The sequence below is a fragment of the Rhodanobacter sp. FW106-PBR-R2A-1-15 genome (assembly GCF_058789735.1).
Genome location: NZ_JBYTEM010000012.1, coordinates 48133 through 61727 on the forward strand (window position 1 = coordinate 48133; position 13595 = coordinate 61727).

Below are 13595 nucleotides of genomic sequence, written 5' to 3' on the forward strand. Positions count from 1 at the left end.
CCCTCAGCGCGGGCCGTGCGTGTGCAGCCAGTTTTCCAGGTAGTCGCGCAGCACGAGGGCGCCGTTGTGCTCCTCGTCGTGGGCGCTGTAGATCAGGGTGACCTGGTGCCGCGCCGAGCGCTCGGCCAGCGGTTGCCAGTACTCGGCCAGGTCGTCCAGCTCGGCGGCATAGCGGTGACGAAAGCCGTCCCACAGCGCCGGATCGTGGCCGAACCATTTGCGCAGCGCCGTGGACGGCGCCAGCTCCTTGGCCCACTGGTTCAGCGGCACCTCTTCCTTCTTCATGCCGCGCGGCCACAGCCGCTCCACCAGCACGCGATAACCGTCGGACTTGGCCGACGGCTCGTAGGCGCGTTTCACAGCGATGTTCATGGAGTGCTCCCGACGGTTGCTTTTCAGCATACGCCGCCGGGGGCACCACGGCGCTGGTGAACACGATCCTCAGGTGCGCTGCCCGCACTCACCACAGAACTGGTCGCCGGGAATCAGCCGTGCGCCGCAACCCTTGCAGACCGGCGCTGTGCGTGCAGCGGTAGCTTGTGGCCGATGCTGCTCCACCTTCTGCTTGAGCTGATTGAAGCCGCCGCGCAACCGGCTTTCCGCCGTGGAGGCCAGGCCCGCATTGAGCGAATCGTAGACCATGATGTAGCCAAACAGATAGACCAACGCGAACAGCGCTACCACTACGGCGAACACGATGCCTACCGACACGCTGGCCGCACCTAACCCCTGCATGCTGGACATCAACATGTATTCCAGGCCGGCGCCGTATCCATAGTCGCCGAAACCGTGGCTGTACATCGACATGCTGGCGCCGGCCGACACCGCCAGCAGGGCAAGCACGAAGATCGCCACCGGCGCCACGATCAGCCACAGCAGCACGAAGTGCAACAATGCGTCGAGCGGGCGCTTGAGTACGATGTCCACCGCACGCCCAAGCGAGCCCAGCACGCCCTCGCCACGCCACACCGCCACCAGCAGAAGCGGCATACCGATGGCCAGCACGCCATAGCAAAACAGCAGCACGATGGCGCCGGGCCCGGCCAGCAGAAAGGCAAACAGCGGCCCGATGCCAGGAATCCTGCCGAGCAGAGCCAACAGATACAGCGCCACGAACACCAACAGCAGACCAAGCGCCAGCAAAAGCAGCGCCAGGAGCACGTTCAGCGTGGCCCCCAGCCCGCCGAAGAAGGCGGCGGCAAAACCGCGTCCCGGCCGTCCATCGGCCTGATCCACCAGCAGCAGGCCGGCGCCGTTGATCCCGGCAAGATAGACCAGCAAGGCGATCAGCATCAGCAACACGCCCACGATGACGCCCATCTTGGCCGCCAGCGCGCCCGCGGCAACCGCCAGGCCCAGGCCGATCACCACGCCACCAGCCAGCATCGCCAGCGCCTGCCAGTTATGCAGCGCTTCGTAACAGCGCATCAACAGGCCAATGTTACCCGTCGCTTTCTCGGTCATCTTCGTTCCCCCTGAATATGGCTATTGGGCGGCGTCGGCGTACTGGCGCCGCATGTGCTCGGTCAGCCCACGACCAGCATGGGCATCTCATTGGTACCGACCTGTTTGCCGTTCATCGAGAGCGAGGAGCGCACCACGTAGCGCCCATCCTTGATGCCCTTGGGCAAGTTGAAGCTGAAGTTGGTCCGGTACTCGCCCGTGCCATTGATGTCGGATGCCTGCTTGGTCACGGTGGAGAGCTGCTTGCCGTCCGGCGAGAACAACGTGAGCGTCTCGGCCAGCTGCGGTTGCACATCGCGCGTGCCGTTCAGCACCACCACGGTGGACTGCATCTCCACCGGCGAGCCGGTTTTCACCGTGCCGGATGGTTGCATGGAGCTTGCGTAGGACGACACCGTATTCGTCGCCGGCAAGCTGCCATGCTGGCGGGTGTAATCCGCCTCCACCGACTGCGCATCGCGCACCTTGCGTGCGTGATAGTTGTAAGCCATACAGGCCAACGCGCCGATACCCGCACCCACTGCGGCCCCCACCAGGTGTCCCTTGCCGTTGCCGAACAGTGCGCCAGCCAGCGCACCAACGGTGCCGGCCAGCACCGGGTTGCACGCGCCGGCTTGCTGGCCTTCGGCGCTTGCGCTCGCGCCATCCCGACTCTGCGTGCCGCCGTTGCTCACTGGCATCTGGGCGCAACCAGCAACCAACGCCAGCCCAAGGCTGGCGCCGAACAAGCTAAACGATTTGGTGCAAGGCATACGCGTATTCATGGCGATTCTCCCTTCACTGGATGGAAATGCTGTTCATGGCTTTCTGTTGGGCTTGTTCGGCCTCACGCAGCAACTTGTTGGCTCGGGCATCGCCCGGCTTCACTTCCAACGCTGCCTTGGCATTGGCAACGGCGGCGCTGTAGTTCTGCTCGGCGAAGGCTTGCTCTCCCTTGTGCACCAGCTTCGCCGCGATGTCGCGCATCGACGGTCCGGCCGCTGGCGCAGGCATGGGCGCCTGCACCTTCTGCGTGGGCAGCGGCGCCGCAGACGGCGGCGCGGAAACCGGCTCAGCGGCTGTCGAGGCCGGGGCAGGCGCTGCAACCACTGGCGCCGCCATGGGCGGCAGCGCGGGCGCGGCCGCTGGCGCAGGCGCAGGCGTAGGCGGAGCCTCGGCAACCGGCGGCACGACAGGCGCCGATGATGTCGCGACGGGTTCAGCGGGAGTTCCCGGCACCGCGACACTGTGGGCCGCGGCGGGCTGGGCCGCCTGCTCCGACGCCGCGCCACCGGGACCCATGAGTTTCCATGCCACCACGGCACCGACACCCACCACCAGCACCACCGCCGCGGCGACGGCGTAGGTCTTGCTGCCACCGACGCGTACCGGGTTCGCCGCCGGCTTGCCAGCCCCGGGGGTGGCTGAGCGCACGGGAGACGTCGCAGCAGGTGAGGGCGCTACGCGGGACGTGACGACGGCCGGCGCAGGCGCCGCGGCGGGAACCGCGGCGGATACCGGAGCGGCTGCAGGCGCCAGTAAAGGCTCGACCTCGCGCGAAACGGGCTCCGCCTGCGCCAGCGGCTTGCCGCAGCTTTTGCAGAAGCGCGCGCCGGCGGGATGTGGGGCACCGCACTGCGGGCAAGCCATGCCCTTCAGTGCCACAACGGAAGGCGTGGGCGTGGGCGGGAGTGCGGGTGCGGGTGCGGGTGCCGGTGCCGGTGCGGGTGCTGAAGCAGCCGTTGCCGGCGCTCCGCAACCAGAACAGAAGCGTGCGCCGTTTCGATTGGTTCGATGGCACTGCGCGCACTCCCAGCCGGCGGCTGCCGGATTGGGTCCACCGGCCAGGTTGGCGCCGCAACCGCCACAGAATTTGCGGCCATCGGGATTGGCTAGCCCACAGGTCGGACACTGCATGAAGCGCTCTCCACAAGATGGATTCAATTCAAAGCAAGGGGCGACCGAGCCGCGCGGCGGTCTGGCGCCATGGCGGACAGGGGGCAAGAGATGGTGGCGTCAGGCAACGAGGATCCCGTGGCGAACGCCGCATGGCGGCGCACCGCGAATGCACGCCCTGCGGGTATGGCGTGGCGGATCGTGTCGTCATCCTTGAATCCCCTGTGATGCAGGCCCGTCGCGTCACGCAGCGCGCAGGCTTGGCTACCCGGCTAGCTTGCAGAAAAGTGCGGCGACAAACAAGACTGAATCCAGCATGACTATCCGCCTTGCGCTGCCTGCGCACCATCTCATCTCCGAACATTTCATGCCTACGAATACAACGCCGACCGTCGGCAACTCGATTTCCCCAATCCGTTCTACGCGGAAAACTGGTTCCTGGTCGCCGCCAACGTGATGCTGTCGGGTGGCGGAATCGACTTGTTGTTGCTCAGCCGCGACCTGCGCAGCGTGCTTCCGTTGCTCCTTGGTATCGGCCTGTTGGTGGCGGGCTTGAATCAAGGCCGACGTGTACTGATGCAACTGCGTTTTTCTTCGGCCGCAGCCGGCCCGCCAGGCTGGTCCCCGAGTTGACCACCGACGCCACCGGCCGCAATGGGGGTCGGACGAGTTGAAAGAGACGCTGCGCCAGAACGCACCGTCCTCTTCCGAGCCACAGGGACCGTTGAACAACCTGCTGCGCGCCGGCATCCGCAACCTGATTTTCGCAGCGCGCCCCGTGCAGTTCATCGCCCAGCGGCAATTTCAGACCGCCATTGCCATCGTGGTGACGCTGCTCTCCTTCCTGGTGGCCTGGTTGGGCTTCGGCAACGGCAAGGCGGGACTGAATGGGCCTGTTCTATTTCGGCTTCAGCGTGCTGCTGCTTCTGCACCCACTGGAAAGCGGCGTGGCTGCGCCAGCCAACGTAGGCATGCGCGGATTGATCGGACTGATCCTGGCGGTGATCTTCGTGCCGGTGCCGCTGCCCTTCGTCGCCTCCGGCCTGCCCAGCCTGGACTGGCTGTCGCTGAACGTGCAGACCCTGTTCCTGCTGCTGGCCGCGCTGTTTGGCGCAGACCTGTATTTCGTGGTGCTGATGCACCAGATGACCGGCCTGCCGCCCACCAACATGGCGCGCGAACAGACCAGCCTGTCGATGAACTGCCACCCCAAGCAACTGCTCGACGAGCTCGACCGCACCCTGCAGGACACCTGGGTGGAGCGCAGCCCCAACCGCCGCTACGCCAAGACCGTGCCGTTGATCGACAGCGGCGCCGATACCTTCGCCGCCGAACTGGTAGAGGAAACCCAGCCCATGTCCGGCACCGGCCAGAACAGGGTGGAGCCGGGCGCGGCCTTCGTCATGCCGCGTTACCGCTTCATCGCCTGGCTGGACGTGGTGGGCGTGGCACTGATTGCGCTGGGCGTGGCCTGGCTGCTGGTGTTCGGCGCAAAGCTCCGCCCCGAGGTCGGGGACGTCCACCTGTTCTCCCTGCTCACCCTCGGCCTGGCCATGCTGGTGGTGGGCCACTACTGCCTGCGCGCCGGCCATGTTTTGTGGGGGCGCTTCGACTTCGTTTCGCGACTGGTATGGGTGGAGATGCAAGGCAACTACCAGTCGGCGCAGATGAACTTCGGCAAGAATGCGCAGCGCTTCATCGTTGACCTGCGTGGCGCGCCCGACTACGCGCGCCAGCTGGCCTTGCATCGGGTGGGCTTCGCGCAGGAGCAGAGCGTGATCGTGGCACCCACTTCGCGCACCGACATGCAGAAAAGCGCGGTGCTGGCGCGATGAACAGGCTGGGCGGGCAAGCCGATGCCGCCTTGCCACAGGCGATGATGCAGGCGATGCAAGGTGCAACCACGTCGCCGACACCATCACCTGCCATGACCACGCCGCCATACGGCTCGGGCTGCCAGACGCCGGTGTACGTCGCCGACCGCTTCTGCGGCAACTGTGGCCACGCGCTTGCCGGCGCCGGCTGACCGGTACATTCATGCCGCAGCAAGACGCGGCACACGCCCGGCGGGCGCGGCTCAGTTCTCCTGCACCTCGGTCACCTTGCCGCGGCGCATCAGCCACGCCACGCCGCGCAGGTCGGCCAGGCCCACCCACAGCCGATCCAGCATGCCGTACTTGGACACGCCGGCGGTGCGCGGGCGGTGGCCGACCGGCACGCTCTGGCTCTGGAAACCGGCGCGCTTGACCAGCGCCGGCAGGTAGCGGTGCATGTGGTCGAAGTAGGGCAGGCGCAGGAACACCTCGCGCTCGAACAGCTTCAGGCCGCAGCCGGTATCCGGGGTGGCGTCCCTGAGCATGCGCGAGCGCACCGCGTTGGCGATCTTCGAGGAGATCCGCTTGTTGAAACTGTCGCGGCGGGTAGTGCGCCAGCCGGCGAACAGCCGCGTTTCGGCCGGAGCCGCGGCGCGCGCGGCGAGCAGCTTCGGGATGTCGGCCGGGTCGTTCTGGCCGTCGCCGTCCAGCGTGGCGATCCACGGCGAAGCCGCCGCACGCACGCCGTTCCACACTGCCGTGCTTTGTCCGCTACGGGTGACATGGTGCAGCACGCGCAGCTCCGGATGCAGCGCCTTCTGTGCGACGAGCACGGCGCGGCTGTCGTCGCTGGAGTCGTCGTCGACATAGACCACTTCGTAGTCGACCCGGCCGCGCAGTGCGGCGGCGATCTCGGCGAGCAGCGGCGGGATGTTGTCGCGTTCGTTGAACACGGGGACGACGACGGAGAGTTGCGGCATGGGGGAGCCTTTCGGAGACGGATACCGCGATGCGACGACAGGGACGCAGTTTAATCCAAGCGACGCGGAGGCCGCAGGCGAATGCTCCGCCTGTCTTCCCTCTCCCTCCGGTAGCGGGGTCGGGGGTGAGGGTACGGGCGGAGCGGGATGCTGCGCTTCGCCCGTACCCTCATCCGCCCTGACGGGCGCCTTCTCCCGCAGGGAGAAGGAAAAAACACGTCAGCGGATCTTGCCGAGGATGCCTTCCAGCTCGTCGTTGCTGTGGTAGTGGATCACCAGCTTGCCGTGGCCGCCGCGGCCCTGGGCCAGCTCGACCCGGGTGGCCAGGCGTTCGGCCAGTTCGCGTTCCAGCGCGGCGACGTTGGGGTCGCGCGCGGCCGGATGCTTGGCCTTGCCCTTGGGCGTGGTCTGCGCGCGGCGCGCGGCCTCCTCCAGTTCGCGCACCGACCAACCGAGGGTGGAGGCCTGGCGCGCCAACGGCACGGCGATGGACTCGTCCAGGGTCAGCAGACAGCGGGCGTGGCCCATCTCCAGCTTGCCGTCGTCGAGCAGGCGCCGGATCGGCTCGGCCATCTCGGTGAGCCGCAGCATGTTCGACACTGACGCCCGCGAACGGCCGACCGCGTCGGCGGCCTGCTGGTGGGTGAGCTCGAAGTCGTCGATCAGCCGCTTCAGCGCGTCGGCTTCCTCCAGCGGGGTGAGGTCCTGGCGCTGGATGTTCTCGATCAGCGCCATCGCCGGCACCGCTGCCTCCGGCACCGCCTTCACCAGCGCCGGCAGTTCGTCCAGCTGGGCGCGCTGCGCGGCACGCCAGCGGCGTTCGCCGGCGATCAGCTCGTAGCTGTTCTTGCCGATCTCGCGCACCACCACCGGCTGGATCAGGCCCTGCGCCTTGATCGAGGCGGCCAGCTCGTCCAGTGCCTCGTCGTTCCAGTGCCGCCGCGGCTGGTACTTGCCGGGCTGGATCTGCTGGATCGGCAGCACGCGCAATTCGCCTTCCTGCGTCAGCACCGACGGCGCGGCGTCACCGTCGCCGCCGAGCAGCGCGTCCAGCCCGCGCCCCAATCCACGTTTTTTTGCAGCTGCCATGCCTTAGTCCTGGTGGTTGGCGGCCGGCGCCTTGAGCGTCGGGCCGCTGTCGCCGTGCACGGGCGGTTCGATGTCGTCGACCGGGTCGACTGCGTGCGCGGCACCGCGCGGCAGCCCGCGCTCGCGCCGGATCACCTCGCCGGCCAGGCCGATGTAGGCGATCGCGCCGCGCGAGCTGCGGTCGTACAGGTGGATCGGCTGGCCGTGGCTGGGCGCCTCGGCCAGGCGCACGTTGCGCGGGATGATCGAGCGCAGCACCTTGTCACCGAAGTGCTGGGTGAGCTGGGCAGAGACCTCGTTGCCGAGGTTGTTGCGCACGTCGTACATGGTGCGCAGCAGGCCGTCGATCTCCAGCTGAGGGTTCAGCCGGTGGCGCACCGCCTTGATCGTGTCGAGCAGGCTGGACAGGCCTTCCAGCGCGAAGTATTCGCACTGCACCGGGATCAGCACGCCGTCGGCGGCGGTCAGCGCGTTCAGGGTGAGCAGGTTCAACGAGGGTGGGCAGTCGATCAGGATGGTGTGGTATTCCGCCGCAATCTTCGCCAGCACCTCCTTCAGCCGGTGCTCGCGCGCCAGCGCGTCCATCAGCTTCAGCTCGGCCGCGGTGAGGTCGCCGTTGCCCGGCAGCAGGTCGTAGTGCGCTTCGGTGGGCACGATCGCCGCGGCGATCTCCACTTCCTCCAGCAGCACCTCGCAGCCGCTGGCCTTGATGTCGCGCTTGTTCACGCCCGAGGCCATGGTGGCATTGCCCTGCGGATCGAAGTCGACCAGCAATACCCTGCGCTTCGCCGCAGCCAGCGCCGCAGCGAGATTGACGGCAGTGGTGGTCTTGCCGACGCCGCCCTTCTGGTTGGCGACAGCGATGATGCGGGCCATGGGTGAATAGCTACAGTTCGCGAAGGACGGCTAGATTAGCATTGCTGTCGCAGCTTGCCTCCCGGGGACTTCGGCCTCAGGCACCGATCCGCGCCCCGCTGACGGCATCGAACAGGTGCAGCCGTTCGACCGCCAGGCCCAGCGCCAGCAGGCCGCCCGGCTCGGGCAGGGCGCGCGGCGCCACCCGCGCGACCAGCGGCTGCTCGCCGTAGCGCAGGTTCAGGAACACCTCGTTGCCGACCGGTTCGAGCACCTCCAGCCGGGCATGCAGGGCGGCCGCGCCGGCCTCCAGCGGCTGCAGATGTTCGGGGCGGATGCCCAGCACCACCTCGCGCCCGCGCCACGGCAGCCACGCCGCCGCCTGTGGCGGTTCGCCCAGCGCGATGGGGCCGTGGGCGGTGGCCAGGGTCCAGCCGCCTTCGCAGTGCAGGGTGCCGCGCAGCTGGTTCATCGCCGGGCTGCCGACGAAGCCGGCCACGAACAGGTTCGCGGGCTTGTCGTACAGCGCCATCGGCGTGTCGATCTGCTGGATCACCCCGCCGTCCAGCACCACGATGCGCTGGCCCAGGGTCATCGCCTCGATCTGGTCGTGGGTGACGTAGACCATGGTGGCGCCGAGCTGGCGATGCAGCCGCGCGATCTCCACCCGCATCGACAGGCGCAGCTTGGCATCCAGGTTGGACAGCGGCTCGTCGAGCAGGAACACCTTGGGCTCGCGCACCAGCGCCCGGCCCAGCGCCACGCGCTGGCGCTGGCCGCCGGACAGCGCGGCCGGGCGTGCGGTCAGGCGTGCCTCCAGCTCCAGCGTCTGCGCCGCCGCCGCCACCCGGCGGTCGATCTCGACCTGCTTGTGGCCGCGCAGTTTCAAACCGAAACCGAGGTTCTCGGCCACCGTCATGTGCGGATACAGCGCGTAGTTCTGGAACACCATCGCGATATCGCGGTCCTTCGGCGCCACCGCGTTGACCACCCGGCCGTCGATGCTCAGCGTGCCGCCGCTGATCGACTCCAGCCCGGCGATCATGCGCAGCAGGGTGGTCTTGCCGCAGCCGGATGGGCCCACCAGCACCAGCAGCTCGCCGTCGGCGATCTCGAAGCTGGCGTCGGCCACGCCCACGTGGCCATTGGGGTAGACCTTGCGCAACTGGTCCAGACATACGGCAGCCATCGGCATCTCCGGTGCGGTTGGCCACGATGGCCGTCCCGCGCAGCATGCGCTGGTCTGCACTTCCGCGGGGCATTGGGCTATTCTGCCCGTGTAATCGTTTACATCAAGCCTTGCCCGAAGGATCGCCCATGCCCCGCCCCGGTTTTCGCTTCCCCGACGGCTTCCACTGGGGCGCCGCCACTTCCGCCTACCAGATCGAGGGCTCGCCGCTGGCCGACGGTGCCGGCCCCAGCATCTGGCAGCGCTTCGCGCACACGCCGGGGATGATGGCGAACGGCGACACCGGCGACGTCGCCTGCGACCACTACCGCCGCTATCGTGAAGACGTGCAGCTGATGAAGGCGCTGGGTCTGCAGGGCTACCGCTTCAGCATCAACTGGGCGCGCGTGCTGCCCGAAGGCACCGGCCGGGTCAATCCGAAAGGGCTGGATTTCTACTCGCGGCTGGTCGACGCATTGCTGGAGCAAGGCATCGCGCCGAACGCCACGCTGTTCCACTGGGACCTGCCGGCGGCGCTGGACGATCGCGGCGGCTGGCTCAACCGCGACAGCGCGCACTGGTTCGCCGAGTACGCCGAGGTGATGTTCAAGGCCCTGGACGACCGCGTGCCGCGCTGGTCCACGCTCAACGAACCCTGGGTGGTCACCGACGGCGGCTACCTGCACGGCGCGCTGGCGCCGGGCCATCGCAGCAAGTACGAGGCGCCGATCGCCGCGCACAACCTGATGCGCGCCAGCGGCGCCGGCATCCAGGCGTATCGCGCGCATGGAAAGAATGAGATCGGCGTGGTATTCAACATCGAGCCGAAGTACCCGCACTCGGACCGCGCCGAGGATCTGGCCGCCACCCGCCGCGCGCACGCCTACATGAACCAGCAGTTCGCCGACCCGGCGCTGCTGGGCAGCTACCCGCCCGAGCTGAAGGAGATCTTCGGCGACGCCTGGCCGGACTTCCCTGCCGACGATTTCAAACTGACGAAGCAGAAGGTCGACTTCGTCGGCATCAACTACTACACCCGCGCCGTGGTGAAGCACGACGCGAACCAGTACCCGCTGCAAGCCGCGCCGGTGCGCCAGCCCAACAAGACCTACACCGAGACCGGCTGGGAAGTGTTCGAGCAGGGCCTCACTGACACGCTGACCTGGTTCAGGGATCGCTACGGCGACATCCCGCTGTACATCACCGAAAACGGTTCTGCGTTCTACGATCCGCCGGTAGTCGAGGCCGAGGTGCTGCACGACCCGCTACGCACCAACTACCTGCGCAGGCACCTCAAGGCGCTGCACAAGGCGATCGAGGTGGGGGTGAACCTGAAGGGCTACTACGCCTGGTCGCTGCTGGACAACCTGGAGTGGTCGCTGGGTTTCTCCAAGCGCTTCGGCCTGTACCACGTCGACTTCGCCACCCAGCAGCGCACGCCCAAGGCCACCGCGAAGCTGTATGCGCAGGTGATCGCAAGCAACGGCAGCGTGCTGGACGACTGAACGATCGCAAAGCTCCACCGCCCTGCTTTCGCTTCCCCTGCACAGCAGGGGAAGCTGCCCGGAGGGCCGATGGGGTGCTCTTGCTTTTCGTTGTAGAACCGCGCGGCTGCGCCCCCTTCCGCCTTCGGCACCTTCCCCCGCAAGCAGGGGAAGGGACATCGCTCACGCGGCGCGGCCGAGCTGCAGCAGGTGGCGCTCAGCCGGCAGCCCCGGCACCACCAGCTCATGCGTGCTGCGCACCACGAAGCCGGCCGGGATGCCCGGCAGTTCCTCGTCCGGCCGCTTGCCCTTCATCGCCAGCCAGACCCCGTCCGGCGCCAGCAGGTGGCCGCCCCAGCCAAGCATGTCGGCGAGGCTGGCGAACGCGCGCGCGGTGATGCAGTCGAACTGCCCTTCCACGTCTTCCACCCGCGATTGCAGCGCGCGCACGCCGTCCAGCTTCAGCGCGCGGATCGCCTCGCGCAGGAAGCGCACCTTCTTGCCGTTGGAATCGACCAGCAGGACCTTCCGTCCCGGCGCGGCAATCGCCAGCACGATGCCGGGCAGGCCGGGGCCGGTGCCGAGGTCGGCCAGGGTCCGGCCCTGCACGTACGGCAGGATCGCCAGCGAATCGAGCAGATGGCGGGTGACCATCTCCGCCGGGTCGCGCACCGCGGTGAGGTTGTAGGCCGCGTTCCAGCGCTCCAGCAAGGCCTGGTAGTCGAGCAGCCGCGACACCGCGTCGGCCGGCAGCGACAGGCCCAGCGCGGCGATGCCTTGTTCGAGTCGGGCCTGCAAGGCGTCGCGGGTGGTCATCGTGGCTGGCTCGGGAACGTGGGGGCGCAAAGTATCCGCGCGCCGCACGACCTTGCCAATGGCGCCAAAAAGAAGACCCGCCGAAGCGGGTCGAAGGCTTGCAAATCCCCTGCGGCGCGGGCGCTCTTGGTCGCCCTGGCGCGGTTCACCACTCAGGCCACGTCGAGCTCGACCCGGGTCACCATCATGCCGCGCTCGCGCAGCGCGCTGTTCAAGGACTGCTTCACTTTTGCGCCGAGGTCGTGGCGGTCCGCGTCCGGCTCGCGGCGCAGGGCTTCCTGCGCACCGCGGCGGATCAGCTGGTCGACCTGCTCGAACACCGGGTCGGCGCGCTCCGGCTCCAGCACCTGCCAGTACACCGTGCCGCGCACGTCCCGTGCGCCGGCCACCGGCTCCTCGAAGTGCAGGGTCTGTCCGGCAAGGTTGATCTTGTGCCCGACCCGATCCAGCAGCGGCAGCACCAGGTGCGTACCGGTCCCCAGCACCCGCACCAGCTTGCCGCGGCGATACAGGCTGTAGACCTGATCCGCCGGCACGTGCCTGACCGCACTGGCAGCCAGCACGGCGGGAATCACGAGCAACAAGGTCAGTAAAGTCATCATGGCGTGGAGAAACAATAGTTTGCCAACAGTTTCTTCATGGTCTCGGCAAGTTGAGGATACAGCCGCCTGACCCGGCGAAGATTAACCTTCATTTAACGACACAGGCAAATCTTTAACAACAGGCATGAACCCATGACTTGGCGACGCCATTCACAGAATCGGGAGATTCCTCCGGAGCCATGCCCAAATCGTGCCAACGAGCCGACTGCTGCGCCGCCACAACACGCGTTCCACAAGCCACCGGCGGCGCTACCGGTGATCCATCTGCGATGCAAACCTCGAACGCCCAAAAACTGCGGCGGCGCAGCAAAAAAATTCTGCTTTACAAGCACTTTACAAGGCGTCATGAAAACGTTTACGTTGGCGTCGCACTGCGGTTCTTGTCCTTCTCAGCGGACCCATCCAGGATGTCGGCAGCCACTATCAAAGATGTAGCGCGCGAGGCCAAGGTTTCCGTGGCCTCGGTGTCGCGTGCACTGAATGGGGGCGGCGGAGTGACTGCCGAGACCAGCCAGCGCATCCATGAAGCCGCGGAGCGTCTGCACTACGTGCCGCATGCCGCGGCGCGCATGCTGATCACCCGCCGCACCAACACGGTCGGCGCGCTGCTGCCGGACCTGCATGGCGAGTTCTTTTCCGAGCTGATCCGCGGCATCGACCTGGCCGCCCGGGCGCGCGGCCTGCACCTGCTGGTGTCCAGCTCTCACGATGGGGCCGAGGACGCCGCTACCGCGTTGCGCGCCATGCAGGGCCGCGTCGATGGCCTGCTGATCCTGTCCAACCACGTCGACGCCGCCTTCCTGCGCAGCAACCTGCCCACCGGCTTGCCGGCCGTGCTGCTCAACAGTGCCGTGAAGAGCCCGTCGTACGGCGTGCTCAACATCGACAACTACGGCGGTGCCTACGCGATGGTGCAGCACCTGCTCGACGCCGGCCACGCCGGGGTCACCTTCATCACCGGCCCGGCCGACAATTTCGACGCGCAGCAGCGCGAACTCGGTTACCGCGCCGCGATGGCCGAGCACGCGCCGCACGCGGCGCTGGACATCCTGGCCGGCGACTTCAGCGAAGAGGCCGGCTACCGTGCCGGACGCCAGCTGCTGGCACGAACGCCGCGGCCGCATGCCGTGTTCGCCGCCAACGACATGATGGCGGTCGGCTGCCTGTCCGCGTTCAAGGAGGCCGGTGTGGACGTGCCGCGCGATACCGCGCTGGCCGGCTTCGACGACATCCCGATTGCGCGCTACGTCACCCCGTCGCTTTGCACGGTGCGCGTACGCATCGCCGACCTGGGCCGCAGCGCGCTCGAACAACTGGCGGCGCAGCTGGAGGACCCCAGGCACGCCACGCCATCCAGTCACACGCTCGCCTGCGAGATCGTCACCCGTGCCAGCTGCGGCGGCGGGCGACCCGCGGCGTCCCAAGACGCTTCATAGAACGCTGTTTTC

At 67.6% G+C, this 13595-nt stretch carries 14 protein-coding genes and 1 pseudogene; 4 read left to right on the forward strand and 11 right to left on the reverse strand.

Translation table 11 applies throughout. The features are described 5' to 3' along the window. Positions 1 to 3 precede the first annotated feature (3 nt). From AC3WTD_RS08370 to AC3WTD_RS08390, 5 genes and pseudogenes are all read right to left on the reverse strand, one after another. On the reverse strand, positions 4 to 372 hold the full coding sequence (locus AC3WTD_RS08370; RefSeq protein WP_027491438.1) for a DUF488 domain-containing protein: 369 nt from the start codon (positions 370 to 372) through the stop codon (positions 4 to 6). A gap of 69 nt (positions 373 to 441) precedes the next feature. After that, positions 442 to 1464, reverse strand: coding sequence for a zinc ribbon domain-containing protein (locus AC3WTD_RS08375; protein WP_051257474.1), 1023 nt, complete (start codon positions 1462 to 1464; stop codon positions 442 to 444). Positions 1465 to 1526: 62 nt separating this feature from the next. After that, complete coding sequence (locus AC3WTD_RS08380; RefSeq protein ID WP_492613517.1) at positions 1527 to 2228, reverse strand: hypothetical protein; 702 nt, start codon at positions 2226 to 2228, stop codon at positions 1527 to 1529. A gap of 13 nt (positions 2229 to 2241) precedes the next feature. Then, positions 2242 to 2877 (reverse strand): hypothetical protein, encoded by a 636-nt coding sequence (locus AC3WTD_RS08385; RefSeq protein WP_492613540.1) that lies wholly within the window; start codon positions 2875 to 2877, stop codon positions 2242 to 2244. A 150-nt stretch (positions 2878 to 3027) separates the two neighbouring features. Further along, positions 3028 to 3360: pseudogene (locus tag AC3WTD_RS08390) on the reverse strand (double zinc ribbon domain-containing protein); the annotation flags it as partial. An 866-nt stretch (positions 3361 to 4226) separates the two neighbouring features. Between AC3WTD_RS08390 and AC3WTD_RS08395 the strand changes: the two are divergent. After that, positions 4227 to 5174, forward strand: a complete 948-nt coding sequence (locus AC3WTD_RS08395) for a hypothetical protein (protein WP_492613518.1) — start codon at positions 4227 to 4229, stop codon at positions 5172 to 5174. Then, positions 5171 to 5365: a hypothetical protein gene (locus AC3WTD_RS08400; protein ID WP_027491433.1), complete on the forward strand. Its 195-nt coding sequence runs from the start codon at positions 5171 to 5173 to the stop codon at positions 5363 to 5365. Before AC3WTD_RS08395 ends, AC3WTD_RS08400 begins: the two co-directional genes overlap by 4 nt. A 51-nt stretch (positions 5366 to 5416) precedes the next feature. Here the strand turns inward: AC3WTD_RS08400 and AC3WTD_RS08405 are convergent, their stop codons facing one another. The 4 genes from AC3WTD_RS08405 to AC3WTD_RS08420 form a co-directional block, all read right to left on the reverse strand. Beyond that, positions 5417 to 6133, reverse strand: a complete 717-nt coding sequence (locus tag AC3WTD_RS08405) for a glycosyltransferase family 2 protein (RefSeq protein WP_235642475.1) — start codon at positions 6131 to 6133, stop codon at positions 5417 to 5419. A 219-nt stretch (positions 6134 to 6352) separates the two neighbouring features. Continuing rightward, positions 6353 to 7222, reverse strand: a complete 870-nt coding sequence (locus tag AC3WTD_RS08410) for a ParB/RepB/Spo0J family partition protein (RefSeq protein WP_492613519.1) — start codon at positions 7220 to 7222, stop codon at positions 6353 to 6355. Between the two features lie 3 nt (positions 7223 to 7225). Continuing rightward, positions 7226 to 8098, reverse strand: coding sequence for a ParA family protein (locus AC3WTD_RS08415; protein ID WP_027491480.1), 873 nt, complete (start codon positions 8096 to 8098; stop codon positions 7226 to 7228). Positions 8099 to 8174: 76 nt separating this feature from the next. After that, the gene (locus AC3WTD_RS08420; protein ID WP_027491479.1) at positions 8175 to 9266 is read right to left on the reverse strand and encodes an ABC transporter ATP-binding protein; all 1092 of its coding nucleotides are present in this window, start codon (positions 9264 to 9266) and stop codon (positions 8175 to 8177) included. Between the two features lie 128 nt (positions 9267 to 9394). On the opposite strand from AC3WTD_RS08420, the gene AC3WTD_RS08425 reads away from it, so the two are divergent. Beyond that, positions 9395 to 10750, forward strand: coding sequence for a GH1 family beta-glucosidase (locus AC3WTD_RS08425; protein ID WP_492613520.1), 1356 nt, complete (start codon positions 9395 to 9397; stop codon positions 10748 to 10750). A gap of 162 nt (positions 10751 to 10912) precedes the next feature. Here the strand turns inward: AC3WTD_RS08425 and rsmG are convergent, their stop codons facing one another. Together rsmG and AC3WTD_RS08435 are read right to left on the reverse strand one after the other, a co-directional pair. Continuing rightward, positions 10913 to 11545, reverse strand: a complete 633-nt coding sequence (rsmG, locus tag AC3WTD_RS08430) for a 16S rRNA (guanine(527)-N(7))-methyltransferase RsmG (RefSeq protein WP_027491477.1) — start codon at positions 11543 to 11545, stop codon at positions 10913 to 10915. Between the two features lie 152 nt (positions 11546 to 11697). Further along, positions 11698 to 12147, reverse strand: coding sequence for an SPFH domain-containing protein (locus tag AC3WTD_RS08435; RefSeq protein WP_027491476.1), 450 nt, complete (start codon positions 12145 to 12147; stop codon positions 11698 to 11700). Between the two features lie 407 nt (positions 12148 to 12554). Between AC3WTD_RS08435 and AC3WTD_RS08440 the strand changes: the two genes are divergently transcribed. Then, a complete protein-coding gene (locus AC3WTD_RS08440; protein ID WP_492613521.1) occupies positions 12555 to 13583 on the forward strand; it encodes a LacI family DNA-binding transcriptional regulator in 1029 nt (342 codons plus the stop codon). The last annotated feature ends 12 nt before the right edge of the window (positions 13584 to 13595 follow it).

Coding starts and splice junctions, on each gene's coding strand:
- AC3WTD_RS08370 (WP_027491438.1), bottom strand. CDS start 372: ATGAACATCGCTGTGAAACGCGCCTACGAGCCGTCGGCCAAGTCCGAC.
- AC3WTD_RS08375 (WP_051257474.1), bottom strand. CDS start 1,464: ATGACCGAGAAAGCGACGGGTAACATTGGCCTGTTGATGCGCTGTTAC.
- AC3WTD_RS08380 (WP_492613517.1), bottom strand. CDS start 2,228: ATGAATACGCGTATGCCTTGCACCAAATCGTTTAGCTTGTTCGGCGCC.
- AC3WTD_RS08395 (WP_492613518.1), top strand. CDS start 4,227: ATGGGCCTGTTCTATTTCGGCTTCAGCGTGCTGCTGCTTCTGCACCCA.
- AC3WTD_RS08400 (WP_027491433.1), top strand. CDS start 5,171: ATGAACAGGCTGGGCGGGCAAGCCGATGCCGCCTTGCCACAGGCGATG.
- AC3WTD_RS08405 (WP_235642475.1), bottom strand. CDS start 6,133: ATGCCGCAACTCTCCGTCGTCGTCCCCGTGTTCAACGAACGCGACAAC.
- AC3WTD_RS08410 (WP_492613519.1), bottom strand. CDS start 7,222: ATGGCAGCTGCAAAAAAACGTGGATTGGGGCGCGGGCTGGACGCGCTG.
- AC3WTD_RS08415 (WP_027491480.1), bottom strand. CDS start 8,098: ATGGCCCGCATCATCGCTGTCGCCAACCAGAAGGGCGGCGTCGGCAAG.
- AC3WTD_RS08420 (WP_027491479.1), bottom strand. CDS start 9,266: ATGGCTGCCGTATGTCTGGACCAGTTGCGCAAGGTCTACCCCAATGGC.
- AC3WTD_RS08425 (WP_492613520.1), top strand. CDS start 9,395: ATGCCCCGCCCCGGTTTTCGCTTCCCCGACGGCTTCCACTGGGGCGCC.
- rsmG (WP_027491477.1), bottom strand. CDS start 11,545: ATGACCACCCGCGACGCCTTGCAGGCCCGACTCGAACAAGGCATCGCC.
- AC3WTD_RS08435 (WP_027491476.1), bottom strand. CDS start 12,147: ATGATGACTTTACTGACCTTGTTGCTCGTGATTCCCGCCGTGCTGGCT.
- AC3WTD_RS08440 (WP_492613521.1), top strand. CDS start 12,555: ATGTCGGCAGCCACTATCAAAGATGTAGCGCGCGAGGCCAAGGTTTCC.